Genomic DNA, 22,210 nt, shown 5'->3' with positions numbered 1-22,210 from the left:
CTTTAGAAAACCCTTGACCGTGGACTATACTCCACGGTGCTTCTTGGGGCATACCTTGCTTGCAACCCCTGACCCCACGACAACTTCCTCCCAGGCCCTGGTAACCGGAGCCAACGACCACCCTGCCGCGCAGCATCAGCGGAGGTGCTGAATAACTGCGTGAGCTTAGGGTTGAAAATCCAGGTGCTGGTTGAAAAACGGCAGGACGTGCTGGTAGATTCGTCCTTGCGGGCCCATGACGCCGCTACCATGCGTGCCCTCATACTCCTGGGCTGTATGGCGAATCCCGAAGGCCCAAAGCCACTGACTGAAGGTGCGGCAGGTGGGAGGGATGTGGCGTACTTCGTCCTGCGCCCCCAGTCGAAGGCCAATGCTCGCAGCTGCCGCAAGCTGGCCGTGTGGGTAGGCAGCAAGTAGGTCGGGGTGCTTGCTATCCAACGCGCAAGAGCTGCATCGCGCCGGACGAGGCTGTCGGCCTTCAACGAGCCGGGCAGATCGGCCCCAAACGGGCGGGCGCTCGGGTTGGGTGAGAAGGCCCGGGACACGGCCACCGTAGACTGAGCCGCGTGGTTGCCGGTCAGGCCCGCCGGGCTATCGGCCTGCAGGGCCTGGGGCAAACCCGGCCCAGGCAGGTAGCTGGGATGCGGCCCGACCAAGGCCGGGCTCAGGGCGTACGCCGCGGCCCAGGTGCCGGGGTAGCGCAATGCCAGTCGCAGGGTGCCGCCCCCGCCCATGGAGTGCCCGGCCAGGCCCCGGCTGCCGGGTCGGGCCAAGGTGCGAAACTGCCCGTCGATAAAGGCTATTAGTTCGCGCGCGGTGAAGTCGCCCCAGGCTCCGTTGGTGGCCGAGTTGGCGTACCAGCTGCCCCCAAAGCGGGTCTGCTCATTGGGTACGACCAGGATGAAGGGCCGGATCTGCTTGTCGGCAATGGCCTGATCCAGCAGGGCTTTCATCCCGTCTTTGTGAAAAATAAGGCTGTCGTTCCAGGTAAAGCCGTGCAGGTAGTACAGCACCGGGTAGCGCTGCTGAGGATTGGCCTCGTATCCGGCCGGCAAGTACACGCTCACCCGGCGGCGCGGGTTTTCTCCCCCGGGATTCCGCGCCAGCACTTTCGAGTCGAGATACGTGACCACGACGCGGCCGGCCGGCGGGTTCTGTTGGGCCAACAGGGAAGACGAGCTTAGGAGAGTTAGTAAGACGAAGAAGAGGTTTTTCATACTCACACTAGAAGGGTGGTTCGGTGCACCGGGCCTCGCAAATAAGATATACAGGGCGCTGGGACCGAATTTTCTGGCTGATGGGACGACGGATACCTTGCTTGCAAAAATGCCGGAGCCAAAAAGAATACCGGCGGGGTTCTGGTGCAGCCTATTCAACGCTACGGGATAACCTTCCCGGTGTATCAGCCCCGGCTGGCTGGCTGGAAGGCCGGGTTGGAAAGTAGTAGCTCTGGTAGACGCGGGCCGGGACCGGCGTAGGCTTACCTTTTCCCCGTCAGCCTTCCTACTTCGCGCGTAGCACCACTACGTCCATGGCCGGCACCGTTACCGTAGTGGCTGCTTTCCTCGTGAAGGCGTCACGGTACTGGCGGGCGGTGAGTGACGCATGGGTAAATGAGGCTGGCTGGCTGCCGCGGTTGAACACCACTAGCACGTCGTCCTGGCCCAGGGTGCGGCGGAAGGCATACACTTGCCGGGCATCGTCGGTGGCTACCGTGGTGAAGCTGCCCCGCTGAATGGCCGCGGACTGCCGACGCAGGGCAATAAACTTCTGGTACCACCCAAACAAGTCCTGGTTAAAGCGCACCTCGTCGGGGGCGTGGGTGCTTTGGTCCGGGTTGGCTTTTTCGGACTCGTACTGCTGGCCGGCCCACAGCATGGGTTTGCGGCAATCCGGGTCGTTGCTGCCCCACATGCCGGCCTCGTCGCCGTAGAAAATCATCGGTGAGCCCAGATACAGCAGCTGAAAGGCGGCAATCAGCTTTTGTTTTTGCAGCTGGGCGGCCGTGGGCTTGCGGGCGTTGTAGCTCTTGTTGTTGCTTTTCTGGCTCCAGTTGAAATAGTCGCCCCAATCGGCCATTTTCTTGCCGTCCGGGTTGGCTACCGCGCTGCCGATGCGGGTGGCGTCGTGGCTATCGACCAGGTTCTGCATGTTCAGGGCCACGCCGGGACCGAAGGCTTCGCGCAGTTCCTTGAGCTTGGCGTCAAACTGCGTGACGGTGGCTGCCTTGGCCTCTTGCACGAAAAAGTCGTGGACGGCGAAGGCAAAGTTGTAGTTCATGGTGGCATCAAACTCGTCGCCGCTCAGGTAGGGCTTGGTTTTCTCCACCGGAAACACCAGCTCGGCCGTCATAAAGGCCTGGGGGTTGAGGCTACGCACGTGCTGGCGCCAGCTTTTCCAGAACGGGTGCCCCACGTCGTAGGCAACGTCGAGCCGCCAGCCGTCGATGCCGTGGGCGGCGCCTTTGTTCATCGGGTTCATCCAGCGCCGGGTGGCGTTGAAGATGTACTCTTTGGGCCCGGCCACGATGCCCGTGGCGTCTTCCTTCAGCTCCGGCAGCGTTTTGACCCCAAACCAGCCGTTGTACTCAAAGCGGGTGCCCTTGGCCGCGTCGCGCCAACTCGTTACCATAAACCAGTTGGCGTAGGGCGAGGCTTGCTGGTTTTTCTCCACGTCCTGAAAGGCGAAGCTTTTCGCGCCCAGGTGGTTAAATACACCGTCGAAGATGATGTGCATCTTGCGCTGGTGCACCTCGTCGATGAGCTTGAGCACCAGCAGATCCGCCTTGGTCCACACCCAGGTATCGGCCTTGAGCGGGTCTTCGGTGGCCATGAGTTTTTTGTCGCCTTCCGGGTCGGGGCCGAAAGTGGGGTCGACGTGGTGGTAGCACAGCGCGTCGTACTTGTGCGAGGAGGGTGACCAGAACACCGGCGTCAGGTAGAGCGCGTTTACGCCCAGTTTCTGCAGATAGTCGAGCTTATCGAGGATGCCCTGCACGTCGCCCCCGTAGCGGCGGCGCTGAATGTTGTAGTAAATGTCTTTGCCGTTTTTCTGCTCGTAGGGCTGCAGCTGGTACCAGTCGCTGTGCCAGGGATGAATCTGGAAGGCCGAGGAGTCGTCAAACGGGTAGGCGCCGTTCTGGTCGGTTACCTTGGGGTCGTTGCGCGGGTCGCCGTTATGGAACCGTTCGGGAAAAATCTGATACCAGACCACGCCCTTGCTCCACTCGGGGTGAAATCCGTTTGCGCCCGGCCAGGCAAAACGAAGCAAAGCAGCACCAGCACGACCAGCAGCCGTTTTGATAAGAGGTTCTTCATGAAGGGCAACACAGGTGGCAGCAAGCCGGAACGGCAGGCAAGAAGTAAAATTAGGGAAAGAAATAATGCAGGGCCGTCGGCGCTGAGGCTGGCGGCATTAGTTTCTGCCCAACCCGGAGCCACTGACACCGGGTGCCCATTCACGCGTATACAAGGCCGAAGGCCATAGGTAAGCCCCTGCCTCGGGCTGGCCAGTCTTCCCGGTTTGATTGAAATTCAATAGGTTTACAGTCTCACGATTCTCCCTGCTGTGTTATGCTATTCGCCATTCTATTGCCCGGAATTTCCATGATTTTCCGGGGCCACGTGCTGAAGGGAATTCTCTGCGGTATTCTGCACCTGACGCTGATCGGCTGGATTCCGGCAGCCATCTGGGCTGTGGCTTCCTACCGGGAAGATCAGGCCGAAAAGCGCCACCGCGAAACCCTGCAGGTGCTTCAGCAGCAGCGGCAGTAGCCCTCGGCTTACGGCGAATTCAGCTTCGCTGATCCACGCTTAGGTCAGGCTTGACCACCTGCTTGCCGTTGGCTACGCCTTACAGGGAAACCGCCGCCTACGTCCCATTTTGTTACCCAGCCCTCGCAAGGGAGTCGAACTCAGAGCTTCTGCTTCTTGACTACCGACGACGGATTCGAACACGTTAGTTAGCGTTTAAGCCAGCAGACACGCTGTTTTCTGTCTTAAGAAAGGCATTACCGCACGTCCTGTCATGCCCGGGGCGCGCCAGGACGTGCGGAAGTTGCCTTACTGAGCTGCCGGATACCAGTTGCGCAGTCGCACGTCGATTTTCTTGTTGGCAGTGTTTACCGCTTTCTGAAAGGCGGCCACGTCGCTCAGACCGTTCTGGCCGCGGTAGTGGTAGGGATACACAATGCCCGGCTTGAAGGCTAATACGCCCTGCGCCGCCTGGTTCACATCCATGGTGTAGGGCAGGTTCATGCACACAAACGCCACGTCGATGCCTTTGAGGGCGCGCATTTCGGCAATGTCTTCCGTGTCGCCGGACAGGTACACGTTTTTGCCGCCCAGACTGAGCACGTAGCCGTTGCCCCGGCCTTTGGTGTGCATCGCGTCGGCTGCTTCAGGCAGGTTGTACATTGGAATGGCCGCAACCTGCAGGCCCAGCGTATCGAGCCGCTGACCATTGCGCAGAATGCGTGCCTGCGCCTTGTATTCCGCCGGCAGCTTGTCCGCCACGGCTTGGGGCACCACCAGCAGGGCCTTGCCCAGGGAGAGGCCAGAGAGTGTCTTTGGGTCCAGGTGGTCGCCGTGAATGTCGGTAATCAGCACCATATCGGGGGCGGCCAGCCCGGCATAGGCTTCCGAACCGCCGTAGGGGTCCACGTAGATGGTCTTTCCGTTCCAGGTAAATACCACGCTGCCGTGAGTAATGGGCTGCACCGTAAGCGGCCCTTTTTTCGTGGCAATCTGGTCGGCCGCTACGCGCGGCGCAGTGGTAGCGGTAGGAGTCTGGGCTTGGGCCTGAATAGCAAAAGTAGCCAGAGCGGCCGTGAGTAAAAGGGTTGGTTTCATCAGTTTTCTGCCGGTTGGGTAGGAGGGATGAGCGAGTTTTCTAGTAGCAAGGCGTTGCCGCCGCTACCGAAAGTCGTGACCATAACCGCCCCGCCGCGCACAAGTTCAGGTCAGATGCCCGCGTAGCCGATGTTGCCCTATTATGCGGAAGGTTGCGCATCCGTGTTCAACCTGACGGTAGCTTAAGCAGTTATAGCGCCGGCTGGTAATAGAAAAAGGGTGGCATAGAGCCGGCAGTGCTGCCGGCCCCATGCCACCCTTTTGCTCTCTGGAACTAGTACAGGACGATTTTCTGGGTCAGCACGCCGGTCCGGGTGATGATTTTGGCCACGTAAATGCCGGCTGGCAGTTCCGCTAGCTCCAGCTGCGCCTCGGGGCCCTGAGCCGAGCAAACCCGTAGTAGCTGGCCCGTTTCTCCCACAATCTGCACCTGCACCGTTTCGGTGGTGCCAAGGTGCAGGCGCACCTGGCCGTGGGCGGGTACTGGGTATACATTCACCGCAGGCTGAGCGGTGGCAGAACGGGATGACAGCGCAATGGGGCAAACCAGGGAGGCCCGCACCGGGGTAAGAGCATTGGTCGAGCCACCGTCGCCCAGATTGCCCAGTCCGCCACTGCCGCTGCCCCAGGCCGTGCCGTCACCCTTGATAAAAAAGGAAAAATCATTCCCGACGGCCAGGCCACTGAAACCCGATGCCGCCACCTGTACGGGCGTTGGAGCGTCGGTAGTAGTGCCATTGCCCAGTTGCCCGGACCGGTTGTAGCCACAGGCCCACGCGGTGCCATCGGTTTTCAGAAAGAGCGAGTGAAAACGACCCGCGGCAATGGCTTTCACATCGGTCAGCCCGCTACCGGAGTCGGAGTGTTTACGCGCATGGTAGCCCCGGGGGTACCCGAGCCTACCCCGCCGTAATAGTTGCTGCCGCAGGCCAATACCGTCCCGTTGCTTTGCAAAAACAGCGAGTGCGCCCGATACTCCCGGGAAGCGGCTATAGCAGTAATGTTGCTCAGGCCCGGAATCTGGGTCGGAGACTTCAGTATTTCCTCATTTCTTCCTCCTCCCAACTCGCCGTCCAGGCTTTGGCCGAGCCCCCACACCGTGCCGTCGCTTTTCAAAAACAGCGAATGGACGTAACCCGCGGCAATGGCCACAACCCCAGTCAGCCCATTGATCTGCATCGGAGTAGTGAGATAAGCCGACGTATTTCCCGTACCCAATGCGCCGCCTTGGTTGGAGCCGCAGGTCCAGACCGTGCCGTCATTCTTCAAAAAGAGCGAGTGCCGATAACCCGTGGCAATGGCCTTGACGTCCGTTAGGGTGCCTACCCGCACCAGAGTAGAATAGTTAAGCTGGTCGCCGACGCCCAACTGGCCGGCGGTATTGCCGCCACACCCCCAGACGGTACCGTCGGTTTTGAGAAACAGGGACGTTTCGTCGCCGCCCGCCACGGCTTTCACGCCGCTTAGGGAGGGAACCGTAATGGGCAACTGCCGCTGCCTGGTGGTACCGTCGCCGAGCTGGCCCACGGTATTCTGGCCCACGGTCATCACGTTTCCGCTGGCGCATACAAAGAGCGAATGTCCGGTTCCGGCCGCCACCGACTGCGCCCGCGCCGTCGAGCAAAGGGCAAAAAGGCCGACCAAAGGCGTCAACCGTAACAAAAAGGGTAGGGTTTTTCTCATGCGAATAATCTGCTATACCATGCAAAGGAGCCGTCAAAGTTCGGGACGGCACGCAGCGGTGGCAATACCCACTTTCAGGTATTTTGGAAATACGCGAGCCTAATAACGGGCTGAAGTGCTACGCCTGGGCCGCCTGCTGCTTACCCGGGCCCCAAAGGTGGGGGTGCTGGTGCCAGCCAAGGCCGGACGAACTGTATCAGCACGTGCTAAACCGGTGCCGGTGGGCTACGCCGGTAGCGCAAAAATCCGTTTGCAAAAGAAAGAACTCCCTTTGACAAATGTCCGCCGGGAGGCACTGCAAGACCTTTGTATCGGCTTGGAACCACAGGCAGCCGCAGCGCGCCGGCCCGCTGCGGCCCTGTGGTGAAGGCTGCTTAGCCATGGCTTGGCTTTAAACCAAAATGTACTCTTGCACCCTCTCACAATAACAGCAATGAAAACCGAAGAGCTAATTCGCAATATCAATTATTTTATAGCAAAGAATGGCCCTGATAAAGAGGATTATCAAGCCCTTGATAATTTAATGAATTTGTTTGGGGAAAGAATCAAGGACAATGCAATTGACTTAGCCGAACTATCAAGCTTAAAGCAAAGCTGTGGCTTTCTGCATACCACCCAGAGTATTATGGGCCATATCCTGCAGAAGCCGTTTGGCTATGCCGGCGACTTCTCCATAATTGACCGAATCTACACGCGTGATTCGTCGAGCGAATATCATAAGTGGGATGATTATTCCTTGGCCAACTCAGCTGCGCAGGCAGTTCGGAACAGAAAAAAGTATTTTAAAGACCATGTTTCGAGCAAGCTGCACCAGAGCGTGAAGCTGCTGAACATAGCCAGCGGCCCCGCCAGAGACTTATATGAGCTGTATGCTGAAAATCCGGGCTGTCAATTATCCACTACCTGCGTTGAAATGGATAAAGCCGCAATAAGCCATGCCCAGCAGTTAAATAAGCAGTATTTAAATCAGATAGAGTTTGTAAATAAAAATATATTCCGGTTTCAGACCGAAGATAAATACGACATAATCTGGTCGGCGGGCTTATTTGATTATTTCGATGATAAGGCTTTTGTATTGCTTATAAAAAGATTTGCAGGCTGGCTGGCGCCGGGCGGAGAAATTATAATTGGCAATTTTAATGAGGATAACAATCCGAGCAGGTGTTATATGGAAATCTTCGGTGACTGGCGGCTTAATCATCGCACCGAGGAGCAGCTGATTGACCTGGCGGTGGCGGCAGGCTTTAGCAGAGAAGATATTTTCGTCGGCAAGGAGCCCGAAAACATCAATCTGTTTCTGCACCTGAAAAAAGGCGTGTTGTCGTCAGGTATAAACACCGACAACTTAGGAAGAGAATATAGCCGGCGCGGTGCCGCAGCGTTGGCAGTAGCAGAAACGGTTTGATAGGCCGCCGCGGCCCTAACCCTTCCGCCGCCTTCCGCTGCTAGAAGCCAGCCGCAATGACTTTGCGCGACCTGCCTTTACCTCAACATAGTTAAGCTAACCGACCCTATGACTTACTCTAGTGTCCTTGCGGCCTCCCAATCACGGATGGTGTTGCGCTTGGCCAAGCTTATATCTACGCTGGCCCACCCTTTCATTACCGGGCCGTTGCTACTGGCCTGCGTTGCTTTTCGGGCCGTGGATGGGCGTACCGCTGGCTGGATGACCGGCGGAATGCTCGGGCTGGTCATGGTGCCCATCACACTGTGGAACTACCAGCAGATTCGCGCGGGAGCCTACTCTAGCCTCGACGTTTCGGACCAGGAGCAGCGCCACTCGTTTTACCCGCGACTGATCGGACTGCTGCTGTTGGCTATTACTACGCTGACAGTGGTTTTGCCGGTCAGTACTGCCGTGCGCGACGGGCTGAGCGTGCTTTGCCTGATGCTGGTGGCTTGCTTTGGGCTTACCTTTCTGCTCAAGGTTTCGCTCCACGCGGCTATTACGTTTTTTCTGACCAGCGCCTTATATTCCGTGCAGCCGGAGTGGGGCCTGGCGGCGCTGGTTGCCTCAACCCTTGTTGCCGCCTCGCGGCTGGTGCTGGGGCAGCATACGTTGTCGGAGCTGCTGGCCGGTACCGCACTGGGTTTGGGCACGGGTGTGCTGCTCGTACTGAGTTGAGGCTGAGGCGAGTGCGGCAAATAGGCGGCTGGCATGGAGTAGTTTAACAGGTTCGGTGGCAGACTCCTTTACTACCAATCGGGCTGCAAAAACCTGAAAAACGCCACGGGTATGTAGGCTGCCAAGCCTATCTACCCGTGGCGTTTGGTGAAAGCAGCTAATCACGTATTCTGGCCGGCCGGCAGTCAGGCCCGCTGCTACAGCCTACCGGCAAGCACGGTTGAGGTTAGCTAACTTTAAGACGGATAAAAGTAGCTGGGTTTCATATAAATGCTGATTTTTGCCACTTATCAGTTTGTATAACGGGGTTTGCCCGCCGCCCCGAGTCGTTAGTTTACTGACCTTATCTGTATTGCTGATGGAACCCTTATTTCAGTTTCGCACGGCCGAGCTTCTCGATAATACCCAGATACAGCTGCACCAGCAGCCCGGATTTTTACAAGCTACCGGCCTATGGAAAAATGCCGGGAGCTTCGTGGAGTTTACCGACTATTTTTTAGACGGGGTCCAGATGACAACCTGGAAGGGGCAGCTGCAGAAGCCCTTCCAGGTCGAGCTGACCGTCGAGCGGCCGTGGCTGGCCATGTATTTTCAACTCGGCGGTCAGGTGAGCACGCGCGCCTGCGCCTCGCGCCCCTTGCTTATCGGCGAGGGCAGCACAACCTGATGGCCGATGAAGCTCCCACCAATTACTACACCTTCGAGGGGCAGGGCTATAGCAGCTTCTCGGTGCATATTACCCCGGCTTTCTTCACCGAGCTGGTAGGCAGTAACCCCGACTGGCTAGCCCAGCACGAGTCGCGCCTGGCCCGGCAAGAACCCTTTGTGCTGCTGCCCCAATGCGCCTCTGTTTCCCCGACGCAGCGGGCCTTAATCGAGCAGATCATGGCCTGCCCATACGGGGGGCGTTGAAGAAGCTGTTTCTGGAAGCGCGCTTTCTGGACTTGTTCATCGAGCAGCAAGCCCTGCTGCGCCAGGTGCAGCGCCGCGCTGCCGGCTCCCGCGACCGGGACACGCTGCACGCCATCCGCGAGTTTTTGGACACGCACTACGCCGAGCCGCCGAGCTTGCTGGAGCTGGCCCGCTTGTTTGGCACGAACGACTTCAAGCTCAAGAAGGGCTTTCGCGAACTCTTCGGCACGACCGTGTTTGGCTATGTGGCCGAGCGCCGGCTCAGCGTGGCCCAGCAGCTGCTGCTGCTCACCGACGAGCCCGTGCAGCAGGTGGCCGAGGCCGTGGGCTTTGTCAACCCGGCTCATTTTGCCACCGCCTTTCGCCGGCGCTTCGGCCAGGCACCCTCACAGCTTCGGCGAGGCCCTAAGTCTCAGGTACAGGAGTTGGCAGCGTGTTCCTAGCAAAAGGCTCTACGGAGCCTTTTTTAGTGGACTTAAGGGGCTGAGCATTGCTTGGAAAAGGCAGCGCTACGGCGGCGTCATACGCCGGCAGGGCAGCCCACTCGGTTGTGCCTTTTACCGGAGTAAGCCGCAGTTATGGCCCGCCGTCAGCGGAAACTTTCGCAAATTCGGCGCGCTTGCTTTGGGCTACCAGCTTAGGCCTGCTGCTCTTTCAGGGCGGCCAGGAACATGGCGGCATCCCCGGTCAGCAGGGAGGTGTAGCGGGTAATTTTCTCAATTGGCCAGTCCCACCACGCCACTGCCAGTAGCTGCGTGATGGTGGCCGGATCAAACCGTAGGCGAATCACCTGAGCCGGATTACCGCCGACGATAGTATAGGGGGCAACATCGCGCGTTACGACGGAATAGGCACCGATAATAGCGCCGTCCCCGATGGTTACTCCGGGCATAATGCTGGCCCGGTAGCCAATCCAGACATCGTTGCCAACGGTTGTGTTGCCTTTGCTCGGATACGACTTTCCTTCCATGGCAGAAGCCCAGTCTTCGCCAAAAACGGCAAAGGGATACGCGCTGACGGCAGTAGCCAAATGATTGGCCCCGTTCATAATGAATTCTACTCCGGAGGCCAGCATGCAGAACTTGCCGATGGTGAGACGGTCGCCGGTGAAGTCGAAGTGGTAGCGAACCTGCTTCTGAAAATTTTCGACCGTCTCAAAGTCGTCGTAGTAGGTATAGTCTCCGACCGTTATGTGAGGATGATGGATGATGTTCTTCAGAAAGCAAAGCCGCTGGTAGCCACTAAGCGGGAAGACGGTAGAGGGCGCAACAGGCATAGAAGCAAGAGCTTAGTACGTGGAAAGAACTGCCGAGGGCAGGCCGCAAGGATGCGGTGCATAGGTGTAGATAGATTAGATAAGCAAGCCGTGGCTATGCAGATGGTCGAAGACGAGCTGGGCTACGGCCGACACCCGGTGGCGGTCGGCGTAGGCCAGCCACTGCATCTCCTCGATTTCCGCCGATGGGTGCAAACGGCCCTGGTAGTCGGCGGTGTAGCAGCGCAGCCGCACGAGCGTGCCCGCGGGCTGCCCGTGGGCCGGGGCTTGAAACGCTGCCAGGAACTGCACCGATTCGGGTACAAGCTCCACGGTAAGCTCCTCTTTTATTTCGCGCCGCAGAGCTTGCTCATCCAGTTCGCCGGCTTCCCGTTTCCCACCCGGGATGTAATACAGGTCGCGGCGGTGGCTGCGCGCCGTCAGAATCTTTCCGTTTTCAATCCGTACCCAGGCTAATTTATCAATCATAACCGTAGTGCTTTTCGTGGCGGTAATGGTGCCGTGTAGCAGGCAAAAGTCCGGCGAGCCTGCCAAGTAGAGCAAGCCCGCCGGACCAAAGGTATTACTTGTCCCGAACCAGGCGTACGGGCAGGTGGGCCGGGTTGTAGCCCACGGCATAGGACCCAAACGCGGCATACGTGTCGCTGGGCAGCTGAATTATCTGAAAGGCTACGGGGCTGTCCTCCGCATTTTTTTCCGCCGTCCAGAGCAGGCAGTTCGTGCCTTCCCCGTTCGGGCTGCCATTGGTTACCTGCAGGTTGGCCGGCACCGCCGTGAAGCCCGAGCTGTTGGTAGCGTAGCCATCCTGTTTCAGCCAGCCGCTGGTGGCCATCAGCTGCCCCAGCCGCCGCTTCGACGCCAGATCAGCGCCGTCCGTCGATTCCCAGGAGTTTAGGGTCAGGCCCTGGGAAGCCAGGAGCTTGACGTAATCCTGTTTGGTAGGAATGCGCCAGCCCGCCGGAACCGGGATGGTATTCAGGTCGGCATGCTTGAAAAATGTGCCGTAATGCGGCTTGGTGCCCACTTTGATGCCGCCGTTGCCCGCGTAGTTGACGCTCATCCATTCCTGGGTTCCAATCGTGACCGTGGGATAATACAGTTTGGCTATTTCAATGTAGGTGCCCGTCGTTGGCGGTTTGGTATAGAGGCCGTCCGGGTCGGTGGGGGCGTATCGGAGCCGGCTACCTTTTGATACCGCACCGAAAACTGATTTGCGCCATCTGCGCGTTGCGCGTCGAGGAAGTTGGTAGCCGTAGGGAAGGTGGTGGCTTGTGGGCTGCGCAGTATACTGACGTAGGCGTCGAGGTCTTTGCGCTGAATGACTGCCTGCTTGTAGCCCGAGTACTTGTTGCTGAACACCCGCATGGTGCCGGCCTGGGCGTGGAAGGTGAGGGTAGAGGGGCTGGCTTTGTACTCCAGCGTGCCCGTAATCCGGTAGAGGTACTGCTTGGTTTCGTCGCTGCTGATGAACACTTCGGAGGTATACTCCACGGCATTTTTACCATCCTTGGTGAATACCATCGTGCGAAATTCGCGGAAGCCCTGCTCTCCCTGAAAGGTGCCTTTTTCCCAGTTGGTAGTCAGCGGACCGGCATTATGGCTGGCAAACCACGTTCCGACCAGCTCATCGGGAATAGAGCTAAACGGGGTGTCCGGCACCGGCTCAGTGGTCGGGTCGGGCGCGGGGCCGGGGCGGCGTCTTCTTTGCAGCTGCTCAATAGGTTGGTCAGCAGGGCGAGGGGAACAAGCAGGGTGAAAAATTTTGTGCGTTTCATAGCTGGAAACAGGTAGGAAAGAGAATGGAAAAGTGTGTTAGGTAGTAGTAGCCAGTGCCTTGGGTGGTGAGTCTAGCAGGGCTGGCCGGGTATAATTCCGCGCTGAAGGCTTGCGCTGCATAAAGCACAGCTCATCGTCCTGGTCGAGAAAAGCGCGGGGGAAGGGGCCGGGCCAGCATGCCCGGCACACTCGTCTACTGTTATTGGGGGGCTGAACTTGCCGAGCCAGACGGCGTGATAATAGCCTGCTGCTCAGGAAGCTTTATTTGATAATGCAAAGCTAGGGTACTACCAGAGCAGCGGCTTTTGCCAAACGGATTTCAACTTGTCACCAGCGGATTTACTTCGCGCTGAGCAGCAAGCCGGCGGCCAGCCGATAGAAATAGAGAATATGCGGTGCGGTGCGTGCCTACAGTCCGCCATTGGCATTGGCTAGGCCATAACAGGACCCGTCGAGTGAGCAGTGCTGCCGACGCTGGTTTAAAAGCCACAGAACCAAGCTGTCAACCCGAAGGGTAGCCGCTCCAATAGCGCAGCTGCTGATTGCGCATATCAGGCCGTGGACTGCCCTTCACTAGGATAGGAAGCGTCAAAAGTTGTTTTGTCGACTGTAAATGCCTAGCAGTTAAAAATTTGCTATGAAAATCATTCAACTCTAGTGCACGAGCAGACGAACCGTTTGCCGGCCCGCCCGCACGAAGTAGGCTCCGGGGGCTACATGCTGCAAATCGAGCGTGGTGGTGCCGCCGGGCCACTGACGTACTACCCGGCCCAGCGTAGAAACCAGGTATACCGGGCTTGTTGGTGGGGCAAACCGCAACTGCACCACTGTGCGGCTGGCAGGGTTGGGGAAAGCCAGGAGCGCGGGACTTCCGGCCGCGGCTGTTTCCACGGGCAGGGGCTGACCCGCAGCCAGCTTCACCACCCAGTAGTCGCCGTAGAGCGGACCGCCCTGGTTAGGCTGGCTTTTGTCGCCGGTCGCGTTGGAGTTCGACATTCCTCCGAGCAAATAGCCGCCATCGGGGCTGGGCTGCAGTTGCACCAGGCGGGCCGTACCGTCGCCGCCCCAGCCATAGGTCCACTGCTGGGTTCCGGAGCCGTCCAGCTTGACTACGGCGTACGTGGCGGCGTTGGCATCGAGGCTGCCCCCGAGCAGGCAGCCGCCGTCGGTGGTGGGCAGCAGGCAGTTTAGCAGGTCTTCGCGGGCGGTGCCCACGGTCTGGTCCCAGAGCTTGCGGCCCTGGGCATCGGCTTTGAGAACCCAGTAGTCCCATTCGCCGAGGCGGGGCTGGGTTTTGTCGCCGGAGGCGCCGGAAGTGCAGCGACCAGCCAGCAGCATAGTGCCCGCGGCGCTGAGCTGCAGGTCCGATAGGTAGTCCGAGCCGCTGCCGCCCCAGGTCCGGTCCCAGAGCTTGCCGCCCTGGGCATCGGTTTTGAGTAGCCAATAATCCCAGTCACCCTGGTTAGGCTGCGTTTTATGGCCCGAAACGCCCGAGCGGGAGGAGCCGCCGAGCAGAAGGCTGCCATCGGCCAGCACCTGCACGTTGGCCAGCGTTTCTCCGCTGCTGCCGCCGTAGGTGTGGTCCCATTGCTTAGAGCCTTGGGCATCCAGCTTGAGCAGCCAGTAATCGTTGCCGCCCTGGCTGGCCTGGCTTTTATCACCCGAGGCGGGCGAGTTGGAGTTGCCGCCGGCAAGGTAGCCGCCGTCGGGCGTTGCCTGCAGGCTGGTCAGAATGTCGTTGCCGGAGCCGCCAAAGGTGTGGTCCCAGATTTTGGTGCCCTGCGCGTCGAGCTTAATCAGCCAGTAGTCTGTGGTGCCCTGGCTGGGCTGGCTTTTGTCGCCGGACACCGGGGAGGAAGAGTAACCGCCAATCAGGTAGCCACCATCCGCCGTGGGTACTATCCGGGCGGCGCCGTCGTAGGCGCTGCCGCCCAGGGTCCGGTCCCATTGCTTGGTGCCCGCCGCGGTTACTTTTACCACCCAGATGTCTTCCTCACCCCGGCCCGGCTGGCTTTTATCACCCGAGGCAGGCGACGCGGAAGTACCGGCCAGAATATAGCCGCCATCGGCAGTAGGCAGCAGGCTCGCCAGGCGCTCTTCGTCGCTGCCGCCGAAGGTGTGGTCCCAGTTTTTGGCGGGCACTTGGGCAGCTGCGGTGCCGGCCAGCAGCAGGCTGGCAACTAACAGGGTAAAGGTAGGTTTCATGGCCGCGTAGAGAGGAGGGATGAAGCAGCACGCTGCCCGAGCGGCACCGGGACGGGTGCGTAGCAGGCAGCGAGGCAACCAACACCAGAGGCTTTTTCTCTGGCTGTTAGCGTTCTGCAAATTTACCCTGCCGCTTGGGCGCAAACCTTCGCCAAACGGATTCCCTCTTGTCTGTGTCGGATTATTACCAGGTGCCGAAGAGCGGCTTAGCACACCCGCCGGACTAGTTCACCAGAACTCAGAACCTAGTTTAAGTAGAGCAGTGCCGGCCGGGGCTGGTTGGGGGCCGCAAAAGGCGTTGTGAGTAAAACGTGCGGTCTACCGGGCTTCCAGCAGGGTGGGCCAATGGCTTGTTTCCAACTCGACGGGCTGGTGCTTGGGACCCCGGCGGAACTGAGAAGGGGCTTGGCCGAAACGCTGGCGAAAGGCGGTGGCAAAATGAGCCGGGTTGACAAAGCCCACGGCCTCGGCCACCTGCTGCACGGGCTCGTCGGTGAGCAGCAGCAACTGCTGGGCCACGCTGAGCCGGCGCTCGGCCACATAGCCAAACACGGTCGTGCCGAAAAGCTCGCGAAAGCCCTTCTTGAGTTTGAAGTCGTTCGTGCCAAACAGGCGGGCCAGCTCCAGCAGGCTCGGCGGCTCAGCGTAGTGCGTGTCCAAGAACTCGCGGATGGCGTGCAGCGTGTCCCGGTCGCGGGAGCCGGCAGCGCGGCGCTGCACCTGGCGCAGCAGGGCTTGCTGCTCGATGAACAAGTCCAGAAAGCGCGCTTCCAGAAACAGCTTCTTCAACGCCCCCCCGTACGGGCAGGCCATGATCTGCTCAATCAACGCCCGCTGCTTTAGGGAGATAACCGTGCCCGGCGGCAGCAGCACGAAGGGCTCCAGCCGATCCAGGCGGGCCTGGTGAATGGTCAGCCACTCTTCGTTGCCCACCACCAGATCGGTAAAGTACTCTGGCTCGATATGCACCGAAAAGCAGTTATAGTCCTGCCCTTCAAAGGTGTAGTAATTCTTGGTTTTCTCGTCGCCCATCACGTTCTGGTGCCCATGGCCGATGTGCAAGGGGCGGGAAGCGCAGGCTTTGGAGTTGATCTGGCCGTCGAGCTGGTAGAGCATGGCCGTCCAGGGGCGCTCCACGTCCAGCTCTAGCTTCAGGGGCTGGTGCAGGTGGCCCGTCATGGTCGTGAGCTGAATTCCCCGCAGGAAGTGGTCTGTGAAGGTAAGCCGGCCGTTGGCGCTTTGCCAGGTAGAATCAGCCTGGAGCATACCCGCGTGCTGGTGCACGGTTGTCTGGCAGTTGTCGGTAAACTCGGCCGTGCGAAACTGAAAGAAGGGTTCCATAAGGGCTAGCAGATAAGGGTGACAGGGAGCCGACCGACGCCGGACGCGGGATTCGGTTAATAGAAGATAGCATTTCTGGCAAAAATGGGAAGCTGCCGCACGCCAGGCAATAGCACAAATATGTGAGAGGACCCCCAAAACCATGGCTAAAAAGAAGCTTAAGCGCTTTTCGACCAGCTGAGGGGTAGCTAAAAATCCGGGAGGCAGAAATGGGAATCCGTTTGGGGAAAGTTGGCTGGAAAACGGCCGCCTAGCTTTACTCTCGCCAGCCGGAAGCCTGCTGCCCAGCCCGGCTGGCGACACGCAGCCCGATGAAACAAGGCGAGTAGCTACCCAACACCGCCGGGGCACCCGATTTTTCCGCACACCACTTACCTGCTTTTGTCTATGCCCCGATTTGTGCCGGTACCCCCGCCGGCTACCCCCGTTCCGGCCCTGGCTCTGCTGCCGGAAGCCAGTCGTCCCGTAGTGGTGCTGGCTATGGGCCAGTATTTCTACTTTCCCACGCTGGGCTACTGCCATAGCCGGATACACCAGGCCCGCCACGTCACGGGCCGGGCCACGCTGGGCCAGCACGGCCTGCGGCTGCAGTTTACATCTTTGCTGGACGCGGTGCACCTGCACATCGACCGGGCGCAGCTACAGGCTGCCTGGGTGGGCAGCTACCAGCTCCGCTGCCAGATGGCGGCCGACGCGCCTACCCGGGTGGTGTACTGCTGTGTGCGGGAGGAAGAACCGGGCAACGGCATCAGCCGGCTGCATCTGAGCACCTCCACGCCCCAGCTTACCGGTGGAGTTACCATCACGGCCTACGACCTGCAGCGGCAGTTGCTAAGCGGCTACTACGAGGTGCGGGCTCTGGACCAGCCCACGCCCACCCGCCGCGCCGGCCTTACCGCGCCCCGGTGTACCATAGTGCTGGCCGGCGACTTTGAGTTTCTGAGCGTGCAGCTGCCTGCTCTGGCCAAGTAGCTTATTTCCCGGGGCTGCGGCAAGCATTTTAGCGTCCGCAGCCCCGGGAAATCATCGTTGCTACTGCAGCTGCCAACTGTCCCATTCCTCGAACAGCAGCGCGTACAGGTACTCGTCGGCCCAGGCGCCCTGGCACCAAGCGTTTTTCCGGAAGTGAGCCTCGCGGCGCATGCCCAGCCGCTCCAGCAGCCGGGCACCAGGGTGGTTCAGGCAGTCGGTGGTGGCTACCACGCGGTGCAGTTTTAAGTCCTCGAAGCAGTAGCGCAGCAAGCGGTGTGCGGCCTCCAGGGCGTAGCCCCGGCCCTGGGCAGCAGCCACCAGGGTAATGCCTATTTCGGCGGTGCGGGGCTGCTGCGGCTCCAGGCGTAGGGCGCACATTCCCAGCAGCGTAGCAGTAGCGCGCTCCGCTACGCCCAGCGTTGCCCAAGAACCCGGCAGAGCTGGCACCGGCGCCTGCGCATAGCCGGTCAGAAAATCAGCAGGCCCGGCCGTGGCGTCCGGTTCCCAGCGATGGTAGCGGACCTGCTGCTCCCCGGCAGTCCGATGGGCTGCGAAGGCCGCCAGGTCGGTGGGCTGCAGGGGGCGCAGGCACAAGCGTGAGGTGGTTAAAGCAAAAACGGTTGGTGTGTTCATTCGGAATAGAAGAGTAAAAGCGAAAAAGACTGGAGAAGCTCCCGTTTGGGGCTTCTCCAGTCCATTCAGAGCGGGCAGCAGTAAGGCTAAGCCAGTAGAAGACCGGGACACATTCTAGCCGGGCCCCGCGGGTTTTCAGCGTAGAATAAGTAGGTAAAAGCCCCGGCGCTTTACAGCAGCTTCACGTTTTCAAAGCGCCCATCCAACGCAAGCTGCCAGGTGGTGGCGGCAGTAGGAGTAAGGCTGAGCGGACTAGGCACAAAGGCAAAGTCTACGTGGTAGGTCCCGCTGAGCAGCCCGTGCCGGGCGTCGTACTGGGTGATGACGACCGAGCCGCTACTGGGGTTGGCAGCGCTTAGCCCGTTTGTGTACGTGTGGGGTTGCCGGTTTCCGCCCGCCGAGGCCACATACGTGTAGTGTACCGTAACCGGGCCGTTGGCCCCGTAAGCCGGGTCACGCAGGGCATAGGTACCGGAAAGGCCGGCGGCGAGCTGTTCGCGGGGGATGCTCAGCACCAGCTCTTCCGACTCCCCGGCTTTGATTGTCAGGGCCAGAGTAGTGCCAGTTTGTTGGGCTGTGCCCTGCAGCTCGGCGGCGGGACGAACAAGCTGGGCAGCCTGTGCCGGCTCGACGCCCAATATCGTGCGGAAGGAGTACGCATGCTCAAAGTGGGGCGCCGGTGCGGGCTCAGTTTTGCGGCAGGCCCCGCACAGGACCAGAGCAGCGCCCAGCAGGATTACAAGCAGGCTTCGGAGGTACATGGTAGGCCGGGACAGGGCAGGGGATGCAGGCATGACACAGGTAGTATTGGCCTAGTTGCTGGCGAAGTAGATATTCGACCACGACTTCCAGGCGCCGGCATACACGCCCTTCCAGTCGCCGGCGGCGGGGGAGTTGGCCGCGCCGTTGCCGTTGGAGTCGCCGCCGCGCGAGTCGTCTTTGTAGGAAGTAAAGGTTACGCCCGTACCGGCGGCATTCTGCAGCTGCTCGGCCGCGCCCCGCAGAAAGACTTCGGTGCCGGGCAGGAACTTGAGCGTCACGTTGTTGCCCAGGCGCAGGGTTTTGCCCGCTACCAAGTCAAGGTTCTGCAGGTTGACGAAGGCCACTTCCGTTTCCTCCCAGCTCAGGCTGGCCTTGGTGGCGTTGATATCCCAGTAGGTTACAATGCCCTGGTACTGATTCTTCTCGGCGGTGTTGAGCGGGTTATGGAAGCTGTTGGAATTATCCAGATCCAGGCTGGAGGCAATGGACAACGGCCGAACGTTGTCGAAAAACACGTTGTCCTGAATAACGGTACCGGCTTTGGCACGGGAGGCGTCGAGCGTGGCTTCCGTCAGGCCATCATCCTGCCCATTGTGGGCAAAGGTGCAGTGGGTGATGCTCGCCGCAGCGCCGAACAGGCTGATGGTGCTGCCCCCGCTGCCGCCGTAGAGCAGCTGGCAATAGCTAAGCTCCGACTCGGCGCTGCTGCCGGCCAGAATGTTGCGCCAGTCTTTTTTGGCCGGAGCCGAGGCGTTGCCGTCGTGGTTGGTGTCGCCGCCGTGGGCATCGTCCTTGTAGGAAGTGAAAATCACGGGCTGCGCGGCCGTACCCTGGACCGTGAGGTAGCCCCCAGCATTAAACTGCATCAGGGCGTTGGGCAGCAGCTTGAGCGTTACGCCGGCATCCAGAGTCAGGTGGGACTCCCAGTTGGTGTCGTCCAGCACAAAAGGTACTTCAGTTTCGCCCCAGCTCAGCTGCTGCGACCGGGCCGAGGGGTCGGTTACCCAGATACCGTTGTAGTCGTTTTTCTGACTGGCATTCTGCGGGTTCTGGAAAGAGTTGGAGTTGTCGAGGCTGAACAGGGTGTTCACGCGCAGGGGCATCTCGTTGTCGAAGAAGACGTTGCTGGTAATAACCACATTGGCCGTGGCCTCGCCCGCACTCAGGGCGCCGCGCATGCTAGCTCCCCCGCCGCCGCTGTGGGCAAAAGTAGAGTTGCGGATGCTGGCATCGGCCCCGTTCAACCCCAGGGAGTAGCTGTTGGTCCCACCGCCGCCGGCGTACAAAAACTGGCAGTATTCCAGGCGGGAGCCGCTTTTACCGTTCAGGTTGACATGGTCCCAGTCCTTGCGGGCAGGTGCTGTGGCACCGGCATCGGCGTTGGTGTCGCCGCCGTGGGCATCGTCCTTGACAGAGGTAAAGAAGATAGGCGCCGCCGCTGTACCTACCGCTTCCACCCGGCCCGAGCCGTTGAGCGTCAGCTTGCTGCCGGGCTTAAACTTGACTACCGTGCCGGGTTGCAGGGTCAGCACATTGTTTACGCTGATGTCGCCATCTACCACGTACACATTGCACGACTCCCAGGTGGTAGCGGCCCCGATGGCGCTGGTAACCGGAATAACCTGGCGGGTGCAGCCCGAAGCAACGCCCACCGTGATGCGCTGGCTGGTGGTGTCGACGCCCCCGGCCCCGGTTGCTCGCAGCTTCACGCGGTACACGCCGGCCTGGGCATAGGCATGGCCAAAGCTGGCCTCGGTCTGGGTGCCGGTGGTGTTGTCGCCGAAGTCCCAGGCGTAGGACGACGCGTTTTGCGACGAGTTCTGGAAGGTGACCGGGCAATTACCCTGACAGGTACTGGCCGTGTAGGCAAAGGCTGCTTTGGGCTTGGGCGCCACGGTTTCGGTATCGTCCTTTTTGCAGGAGCTAAGGCCAAGGGTAGCTACGGCTGCCAGCAGGGGCAGTCGGGAAACAGTAAAATGCATAACAACAGGAAAATGAAGTGAGAAAAATCGGAGGAAAGGAGGGGGCGTGCTAGGCCCGCAGGGGCGCATTGTAGCTGCGTTTGCCGCCCGCTCTTTCTCTTGGGGCAGCAGGCGAGTGGCAGGCTGACAGGCGTTCATAAATCGTTAGGCAAAACTACCGGGTGCCTGTCCAGCGGGCTTTTGCCAAACGGATAAGTGATTTTCAAAAGCGGATTTTGTCCGCCGCGCCAGCCTGGAAAGTGTCTGGCCCGAGGCCAGACATAGCCACAGGAGTGCCGTAGCCGGCCCGGTAGCTTACTGGGCCGGAAACAGGACAGTCGTATGAGTGGTAGGCGCGGGTAGCCGGGTGGTGCTTATTCCTTGCTGAACTGGGCAGTGCGCACTTCCTGCCCAGAAGTGAGGCGCACGTGGTACAGCCCCGGGGCCAGGCCTGCACCAGTAGCTGCACGGGCCCGCTGCTGGGGGCCGTTTGCTGGTGCAGCAGGCGGCCGGCCGAGTCGTACACGGCCAGGGCATAGGCCGAAAGGTCGGAGCGGATTTCCACGGTGGCCGAGGCCGGATTGGGCACCAGGGCCAGGGCCAGTTCGCTCTTCGGCACGCGTTGCGCCGTCACGACGGTTTCGTACACGGCCAGGCCTTGGTCGGCCGTGCCCACCCAGACCTGGAGCCGACCGTTGGTTTGCTGCAAAGCCACCGAGGAAAGCAGGCTGCTGGGCAAAGCCGAGTTAGTCGTATTAAACTGCTGCACCACGGCGTGGCGGTTGGTGTCGTACACCAGCAGGCCTTTGGGAGCCGTGCCCGCCGTGCCAAAGCTTTCGGTAGCCACCCACACCCGGGCCGGGTTGCCGGGGTCGGGAGCCAGGCCGCCCAGGGCCACGCAACTGCTGGGCGTAGGCGGGCTTACCCAGCCATTATCCAGCGTCAGCAGGGTACTGGTGTTGCAGGTGCCCACCACCACGGCGCCCAGGTCGTTGACGGCTACGCCGTGCACGCAGTTGTAGCCGGCCAGGTTGTTATAGCGAAAGGAAAAATTCAGCGTGTGCAGCCCGTATACCCCGCTATTGGTGCTGTTGCAGTTGGTGCCAATCCAGAGCATGTTGGCGGTTTCGTCCAGGGCCAGGGAGGTTACGGCATCTTCTTTCAGGCCGGAGTTGCTACTGTTGAACTTGGTCCAGGAGGTGCCGTCGAAGCGGGCCAGGCCCCGGCTGCCGGCCAGCCACACCGTGCCCGTCTGGCTGACTACCAGCTCCGTAATAGTCAGGTCGTTGGGGCCAAACAGACCCACGGGCAGCTTGGTCGGGTCACTGAAGTGGGTCCAGGTAGTGCCGTCGAAGCGGCTCAGGCCCTTGTCGGTGCCCACCCACACGATGCCGTTGCGCGCAGCCAGGCACACCACGTTGCTGGAAGGCAGGCCGTTGGCAGCCGTGAAGGTGGTCCAGGTAGAGCCGCGCCGGTGTTGCACGGCGTGCTGGGTGGCTATCCACTGGCTGCCGTCGGAATCAAAGGCCACCTCGCGCACCACGTTGCTGTGCAAAGGCGAGTTGTTCACGTTCAGAATTTGCCACTGGGCGGTAGCGGCCGTGCCCGTGAGCAGCCCCACAAGCAGGATAAAATGGGTTTTCATAGCTGGAAGTTGGTTGGGTAGGCCGCCGGAGAAACCTGGCCGCGCCTGGTGAAAAATGACGGGTGTGCC

General features: G+C 60.2%; 22 protein-coding genes. 7 read left to right on the top strand and 15 right to left on the bottom strand.

Annotated elements, in window-relative coordinates; all coding sequences use genetic code 11:
• Positions 1-2: 2 nt before the first annotated feature.
• Together MUN79_RS23535 and MUN79_RS23530 are read right to left on the bottom strand one after the other, a co-directional pair.
• Positions 3-1,217 (bottom strand): alpha/beta hydrolase, encoded by a 1,215-nt coding sequence (locus MUN79_RS23535; RefSeq protein ID WP_244674963.1) that lies wholly within the window; start codon positions 1,215-1,217, stop codon positions 3-5.
• Positions 1,218-1,503: 286 nt separating this feature from the next.
• On the bottom strand, positions 1,504-3,270 hold the full coding sequence (locus MUN79_RS23530; RefSeq protein ID WP_244674962.1) for a glycoside hydrolase family 13 protein: 1,767 nt from the start codon (positions 3,268-3,270) through the stop codon (positions 1,504-1,506).
• Between the two features lie 302 nt (positions 3,271-3,572).
• On the opposite strand from MUN79_RS23530, the gene MUN79_RS23525 reads away from it, so the two are divergent.
• Positions 3,573-3,773 carry a YqaE/Pmp3 family membrane protein gene (locus MUN79_RS23525; RefSeq protein ID WP_244674961.1) on the top strand — a complete coding sequence of 67 codons (201 nt, stop codon included), beginning with the start codon at positions 3,573-3,575 and terminating at the stop codon, positions 3,771-3,773.
• Between the two features lie 288 nt (positions 3,774-4,061).
• On the opposite strand, the gene MUN79_RS23520 is transcribed toward MUN79_RS23525, so the two are convergent.
• The 3 genes from MUN79_RS23520 to MUN79_RS23510 all read right to left on the bottom strand — a co-directional run bounded on the left by MUN79_RS23520 (position 4,062) and on the right by MUN79_RS23510 (position 6,494).
• Positions 4,062-4,850: an MBL fold metallo-hydrolase gene (locus MUN79_RS23520; RefSeq protein ID WP_244674960.1), complete on the bottom strand. Its 789-nt coding sequence runs from the start codon at positions 4,848-4,850 to the stop codon at positions 4,062-4,064.
• Between the two features lie 274 nt (positions 4,851-5,124).
• Positions 5,125-5,685: a T9SS type A sorting domain-containing protein gene (locus tag MUN79_RS23515; RefSeq protein WP_244674959.1), complete on the bottom strand. Its 561-nt coding sequence runs from the start codon at positions 5,683-5,685 to the stop codon at positions 5,125-5,127.
• Positions 5,686-5,690: 5 nt separating this feature from the next.
• Positions 5,691-6,494, bottom strand: coding sequence for an RCC1 domain-containing protein (locus MUN79_RS23510; RefSeq protein ID WP_244674958.1), 804 nt, complete (start codon positions 6,492-6,494; stop codon positions 5,691-5,693).
• Positions 6,495-6,966: 472 nt separating this feature from the next.
• On the opposite strand from MUN79_RS23510, the gene MUN79_RS23505 reads away from it, so the two are divergent.
• The 5 genes from MUN79_RS23505 (at position 6,967) to MUN79_RS23485 (ending at position 10,013) form a co-directional block, all read left to right on the top strand.
• Positions 6,967-7,938, top strand: coding sequence for a class I SAM-dependent methyltransferase (locus tag MUN79_RS23505; RefSeq protein WP_244674957.1), 972 nt, complete (start codon positions 6,967-6,969; stop codon positions 7,936-7,938).
• Positions 7,939-8,046: 108 nt separating this feature from the next.
• Positions 8,047-8,658: a phosphatase PAP2 family protein gene (locus MUN79_RS23500; protein WP_244674956.1), complete on the top strand. Its 612-nt coding sequence runs from the start codon at positions 8,047-8,049 to the stop codon at positions 8,656-8,658.
• Between the two features lie 358 nt (positions 8,659-9,016).
• Positions 9,017-9,325, top strand: coding sequence for a hypothetical protein (locus MUN79_RS23495; RefSeq protein WP_244674955.1), 309 nt, complete (start codon positions 9,017-9,019; stop codon positions 9,323-9,325).
• Positions 9,325-9,570, top strand: coding sequence for a hypothetical protein (locus MUN79_RS23490; protein WP_244674954.1), 246 nt, complete (start codon positions 9,325-9,327; stop codon positions 9,568-9,570). Before MUN79_RS23495 ends, MUN79_RS23490 begins: the two co-directional genes overlap by 1 nt.
• Positions 9,567-10,013: a helix-turn-helix transcriptional regulator gene (locus tag MUN79_RS23485; protein ID WP_244674953.1), complete on the top strand. Its 447-nt coding sequence runs from the start codon at positions 9,567-9,569 to the stop codon at positions 10,011-10,013. Before MUN79_RS23490 ends, MUN79_RS23485 begins: the two co-directional genes overlap by 4 nt.
• A 194-nt stretch (positions 10,014-10,207) precedes the next feature.
• Here MUN79_RS23485 and MUN79_RS23480 read toward each other — a convergent pair whose 3' ends face one another.
• The 6 genes from MUN79_RS23480 to MUN79_RS23455 form a co-directional block, all read right to left on the bottom strand.
• The gene (locus MUN79_RS23480) at positions 10,208-10,846 is read right to left on the bottom strand and encodes a CatB-related O-acetyltransferase (protein WP_244674952.1); all 639 of its coding nucleotides are present in this window, start codon (positions 10,844-10,846) and stop codon (positions 10,208-10,210) included.
• 75 nt (positions 10,847-10,921) lie between these two features.
• On the bottom strand, positions 10,922-11,314 hold the full coding sequence (locus tag MUN79_RS23475; RefSeq protein WP_244674951.1) for an NUDIX hydrolase: 393 nt from the start codon (positions 11,312-11,314) through the stop codon (positions 10,922-10,924).
• A 94-nt stretch (positions 11,315-11,408) separates the two neighbouring features.
• Entirely contained in the window at positions 11,409-11,945 is a 537-nt protein-coding gene (locus MUN79_RS23470; protein WP_262923081.1) for an FISUMP domain-containing protein, read from the bottom strand.
• 5 nt (positions 11,946-11,950) lie between these two features.
• Positions 11,951-12,505: a hypothetical protein gene (locus tag MUN79_RS23465; RefSeq protein ID WP_244674949.1), complete on the bottom strand. Its 555-nt coding sequence runs from the start codon at positions 12,503-12,505 to the stop codon at positions 11,951-11,953.
• 771 nt (positions 12,506-13,276) lie between these two features.
• Positions 13,277-14,827, bottom strand: coding sequence for a T9SS type A sorting domain-containing protein (locus tag MUN79_RS23460; RefSeq protein ID WP_244674948.1), 1,551 nt, complete (start codon positions 14,825-14,827; stop codon positions 13,277-13,279).
• Positions 14,828-15,145: 318 nt separating this feature from the next.
• Positions 15,146-16,168, bottom strand: coding sequence for a helix-turn-helix transcriptional regulator (locus MUN79_RS23455; RefSeq protein WP_244674947.1), 1,023 nt, complete (start codon positions 16,166-16,168; stop codon positions 15,146-15,148).
• A gap of 387 nt (positions 16,169-16,555) precedes the next feature.
• Here MUN79_RS23455 and MUN79_RS23450 point away from each other — a divergent pair, with 387 nt between their 5' ends.
• On the top strand, positions 16,556-17,140 hold the full coding sequence (locus MUN79_RS23450) for a hypothetical protein (protein WP_244674946.1): 585 nt from the start codon (positions 16,556-16,558) through the stop codon (positions 17,138-17,140).
• Positions 17,141-17,200: 60 nt separating this feature from the next.
• Here the strand turns inward: MUN79_RS23450 and MUN79_RS23445 are convergent, their stop codons facing one another.
• From MUN79_RS23445 to MUN79_RS23430, 4 genes are all read right to left on the bottom strand, one after another.
• Entirely contained in the window at positions 17,201-17,773 is a 573-nt protein-coding gene (locus tag MUN79_RS23445; RefSeq protein WP_244674945.1) for a GNAT family N-acetyltransferase, read from the bottom strand.
• A 170-nt stretch (positions 17,774-17,943) separates the two neighbouring features.
• Positions 17,944-18,567 (bottom strand): hypothetical protein, encoded by a 624-nt coding sequence (locus MUN79_RS23440; protein WP_244674944.1) that lies wholly within the window; start codon positions 18,565-18,567, stop codon positions 17,944-17,946.
• A gap of 18 nt (positions 18,568-18,585) precedes the next feature.
• Positions 18,586-20,517 carry a PKD domain-containing protein gene (locus MUN79_RS23435; protein WP_244674943.1) on the bottom strand — a complete coding sequence of 644 codons (1,932 nt, stop codon included), beginning with the start codon at positions 20,515-20,517 and terminating at the stop codon, positions 18,586-18,588.
• A 202-nt stretch (positions 20,518-20,719) separates the two neighbouring features.
• Positions 20,720-22,141 (bottom strand): ligand-binding sensor domain-containing protein, encoded by a 1,422-nt coding sequence (locus MUN79_RS23430; protein ID WP_244674942.1) that lies wholly within the window; start codon positions 22,139-22,141, stop codon positions 20,720-20,722.
• Positions 22,142-22,210: the final 69 nt, after the last annotated feature.

Source organism: Hymenobacter cellulosilyticus (assembly GCF_022919215.1).
Lineage (GTDB): Bacteria > Bacteroidota > Bacteroidia > Cytophagales > Hymenobacteraceae > Hymenobacter > Hymenobacter cellulosilyticus.
This window is presented reverse-complemented; position numbering and strand designations above follow the sequence as displayed.

Bases quoted from the DNA above. Each gene is read 5' to 3' on its own strand.
- MUN79_RS23505 (WP_244674957.1), top strand. From the start codon at position 6,967: ATGAAAACCGAAGAGCTAATTCGCAATATCAATTATTTTATAGCAAAG.
- MUN79_RS23500 (WP_244674956.1), top strand. From the start codon at position 8,047: ATGACTTACTCTAGTGTCCTTGCGGCCTCCCAATCACGGATGGTGTTG.
- MUN79_RS23525 (WP_244674961.1), top strand. From the start codon at position 3,573: ATGCTATTCGCCATTCTATTGCCCGGAATTTCCATGATTTTCCGGGGC.
- MUN79_RS23460 (WP_244674948.1), bottom strand. From the start codon at position 14,827: ATGAAACCTACCTTTACCCTGTTAGTTGCCAGCCTGCTGCTGGCCGGC.
- MUN79_RS23445 (WP_244674945.1), bottom strand. From the start codon at position 17,773: ATGAACACACCAACCGTTTTTGCTTTAACCACCTCACGCTTGTGCCTG.
- MUN79_RS23475 (WP_244674951.1), bottom strand. From the start codon at position 11,314: ATGATTGATAAATTAGCCTGGGTACGGATTGAAAACGGAAAGATTCTG.
- MUN79_RS23490 (WP_244674954.1), top strand. From the start codon at position 9,325: ATGGCCGATGAAGCTCCCACCAATTACTACACCTTCGAGGGGCAGGGC.
- MUN79_RS23455 (WP_244674947.1), bottom strand. From the start codon at position 16,168: ATGGAACCCTTCTTTCAGTTTCGCACGGCCGAGTTTACCGACAACTGC.
- MUN79_RS23430 (WP_244674942.1), bottom strand. From the start codon at position 22,141: ATGAAAACCCATTTTATCCTGCTTGTGGGGCTGCTCACGGGCACGGCC.
- MUN79_RS23440 (WP_244674944.1), bottom strand. From the start codon at position 18,567: ATGCCTGCATCCCCTGCCCTGTCCCGGCCTACCATGTACCTCCGAAGC.
- MUN79_RS23495 (WP_244674955.1), top strand. From the start codon at position 9,017: ATGGAACCCTTATTTCAGTTTCGCACGGCCGAGCTTCTCGATAATACC.
- MUN79_RS23450 (WP_244674946.1), top strand. From the start codon at position 16,556: ATGCCCCGATTTGTGCCGGTACCCCCGCCGGCTACCCCCGTTCCGGCC.
- MUN79_RS23435 (WP_244674943.1), bottom strand. From the start codon at position 20,517: ATGCATTTTACTGTTTCCCGACTGCCCCTGCTGGCAGCCGTAGCTACC.
- MUN79_RS23520 (WP_244674960.1), bottom strand. From the start codon at position 4,850: ATGAAACCAACCCTTTTACTCACGGCCGCTCTGGCTACTTTTGCTATT.
- MUN79_RS23480 (WP_244674952.1), bottom strand. From the start codon at position 10,846: ATGCCTGTTGCGCCCTCTACCGTCTTCCCGCTTAGTGGCTACCAGCGG.
- MUN79_RS23535 (WP_244674963.1), bottom strand. From the start codon at position 1,217: ATGAAAAACCTCTTCTTCGTCTTACTAACTCTCCTAAGCTCGTCTTCC.